This is a genomic window from Mycobacterium sp., assembly GCF_032161845.1.
In the GTDB taxonomy this organism is placed as follows: Bacteria; Actinomycetota; Actinomycetes; order Mycobacteriales; family Mycobacteriaceae; genus Mycobacterium.
In genome coordinates, this window is sequence record NZ_JAVRQA010000271.1 from 1 (window position 1) to 2,647 (window position 2,647).

The following is a 2,647-nucleotide window of genomic DNA, read 5'->3' on the forward strand; positions in this document are numbered from 1 at the left end:
ATCGGATCGAGCGACCTCGCAGAAGACCTCGCCGGTAACCGGGGTCGGGTTCTCGAAGTAGCGGCCCTGGATGGGCGCGACCCACTCACCACCGATGTAGTTGTCGTAGCGGGGCTGGAAGGACATCAACGAACCTTCAGCACCCGGTTGATCGAAAATGGTCATCGCTTACAGCTCCTACCGTCTCGCAGGACAGAGATCTTGGGGGTTCAGTGAATGAACCTATGCGCGGGCAATCGACGCCGATGGAGTCGAAAGACCCTTCCTCGCCGTTAGAGGTCCCCAATGAGATTCTGTGTCGGCTTGCCCCATCCGCGCCGGGCGGCAGGAGCACCTCTGATGGCTTAGGCCAAGGGAGAGGTCTAAAGGCCCCATCGCCTCCCGTGAATATGACTTCATTCCAATACATCCCGGCCTAGGCCGCAAGGAAGCCGCTCACCCGCAACCGCACTTGGAAGGCGAAGTGATGCTGATCGCCGCATTGCGGACGACCGTCGTGCTCGCGGTGCTGGACGTCACGTTCGATCCTGCCCAATCCGTCACTATCCCGACTGTGAGCTCAGCTCGCTACGCCCCACATCTCCATGATTCAGAGGAATTCTCATGTCCCTGACGCACACCGAAATCCCGTCAACGTATCCGCCGAGCTGTACCGCGAAGCAGAGGAAGACCGGCCGGCGTTCTCGGCCGAGTGTGTTCGAGGCGATCAGGGCCAGAAAGTAGCCGCCGTTAGTGGCACACCCACGAAGGCTACGAGGTCTCGTCTTCAGCGGCGGAGCCGTCACCTTCGGTTTGGTGGTGCAGGATTCGTTCGTTGAGGGCGGCGAACATGTCGAGTTCAGCCGGCGACAGCAGGTCGATGAAGTTCTGGCGGACGTCCTCCACGTGCCCGGGCGCCGCCTTCTCGATGGCGGCCCGGCCGGCCGGCAGCAGACAGACCATGGTGCTGCGGGCGTCGTCGGGGTTGGGCTCGCGGCTGACCAGCCCGTCGTTCTGCATGCGCCGCACCTGGTGGGAGAGACGGCTCTTCTCCCAACCCAGTGTCTGGCACAGGGCATGGGCGGGCATGCGGTCCCCGTCGAGAGACGAGAGCACCGCCAGGACCTCATAGTCGGCCCCGGACAGGCCCGATTCCTGCAGGCGCCGGTTCAGGTGGAGTTCGATCCGTTGATGCGCGTATACGAAAGCCCGCCAGGCGCGGTCTTCACGCGCGTTCAGCCAGTTCGGTTCCATCGTTCTCCTCAATTGGTTGACTCATCTACAAAATCGCCTAAGGTGGAGCCGTCAACCAATTTCGATCCTATCCACGAAAGAAGCCTCGTGAGCAGCATCAGCATCATCGGCACCGGAAACATGGCACGCGCCCTGGCCGGCCGCGCGATCGCAGGTGGCCATGAAGTCGAGATCATCGGCCGCAACCCGGCCAAAGCCAAGGACTGGGCCGCCGCGCTCGGCGGCGCCACTGTCGGGACGGTCGGCACCGCCCCAGCGGGGGACATCGTCATCGTCGCCGTGCCGTATGGCAGCGCGGCGGTGGTGGTCAGCGAGTACGGGGATGCGCTAAACGGCAAGGTCATCGTCGACATCACCAACCCCATCACCCCCGATCTCACGGGCTTCGTCACCCCCGAGGGCAGTTCCGGCGCGCAGGAGATCGCCAAGGCCGCCCCCGCCGGCGCCCTTGTCGTCAAGGCGTTCAACACCCTGCCCGCCGACGTTTTGGCGGCCGGCCCATCCGAGGGTCGCCCCGTGGACGTATTCATCGCCGGCGACGACGCACAGGCAAAGGCACACGTGTCGGCGTTCGTCGAGAGCCTGGGACTGCGCCCGTTGGACGCCGGTCAGCTGCCCATGGCGCGGGCACTGGAGAACGCCACCCTGCTGCATCTAGGTCTGGTCGCCAACTCCGTCAAGCACACCAACTTCTCCCTCGGCGTCAACATTCTCAGCTGAGCGCATCCGCACCAGCCGCTCCACCTACCACCAAAAGGACAGTCACATGCACGTTTTCGTCACTGGCGGGACCGGCCATTCCGGTTCGTACATCATCCCCGAGCTCATCGCCGCCGGGCACGAGGTCACCGGCCTGGCCCGGTCGGACACGGCCGCGACGACACTGTCCGGGCTCGGCGCCAAGGTGCGTCGCGGCAGCCTCGAGGATCTCGACGGGCTCAAGGAGGCGGCCGCGGACTCCGACGGCGTCATCCACGTCGCGCATCGGCAAGACCTGCTTCCGTCCGGCGGGATCGACGCCGTGGCCGCCGCGGAGCTGCCGATCATGCTCGCCTACGGCGAGGCACTGGAAGGGACCGGAAAGCCGTTGGTCGCGGCGGGCAGTATCGGCTCGGCCGGGAGTCTGGGTCGGCCGGCGACGGAGGAAGACCCGGCCCTTCCCGGCGGGGAGGAGTACAAGGGCACGCTGCGGGCTCGTAACGTCGTGGAACGGGCTGTAATTGGCCTCGCGGAGGAGGGAGTGCGGTCTTCGATCGTGCGGCTTCCGCTCATCGCGCACGGCACGACCGATGAGGCTGGCTTCCTGCCGGGGCTGATCGCGCTCGCCAAGGAGAAGGGCTTCATCGGCTACCCCGGAGACGGCGCGAACCTGTGGAACGCCGTTCACATCCGCGATGTCGCATCCTTGTTCCGC

General features: G+C 65.2%; 3 protein-coding genes and 1 pseudogene. 2 read left to right on the top strand and 2 right to left on the bottom strand.

Annotation, left to right across the window (positions count from 1 at the left end; genetic code table 11):
- A pseudogene (locus QOD90_RS15125) lies at positions 1-165 on the bottom strand (aldehyde dehydrogenase); the annotation flags it as partial.
- Between the two features lie 585 nt (positions 166-750).
- On the bottom strand, positions 751-1,233 hold the full coding sequence (locus QOD90_RS15130) for a MarR family winged helix-turn-helix transcriptional regulator (protein WP_526351053.1): 483 nt from the start codon (positions 1,231-1,233) through the stop codon (positions 751-753).
- Between the two features lie 87 nt (positions 1,234-1,320).
- Between QOD90_RS15130 and QOD90_RS15135 the strand changes: the two genes are divergently transcribed.
- Positions 1,321-1,953 carry an NADPH-dependent F420 reductase gene (locus tag QOD90_RS15135; RefSeq protein ID WP_526351055.1) on the top strand — a complete coding sequence of 211 codons (633 nt, stop codon included), beginning with the start codon at positions 1,321-1,323 and terminating at the stop codon, positions 1,951-1,953.
- A gap of 46 nt (positions 1,954-1,999) precedes the next feature.
- Positions 2,000-2,647 (top strand): NAD-dependent epimerase/dehydratase family protein (locus tag QOD90_RS15140; RefSeq protein WP_526351057.1); only part of this gene is annotated, 648 nt, incomplete at its 3' end.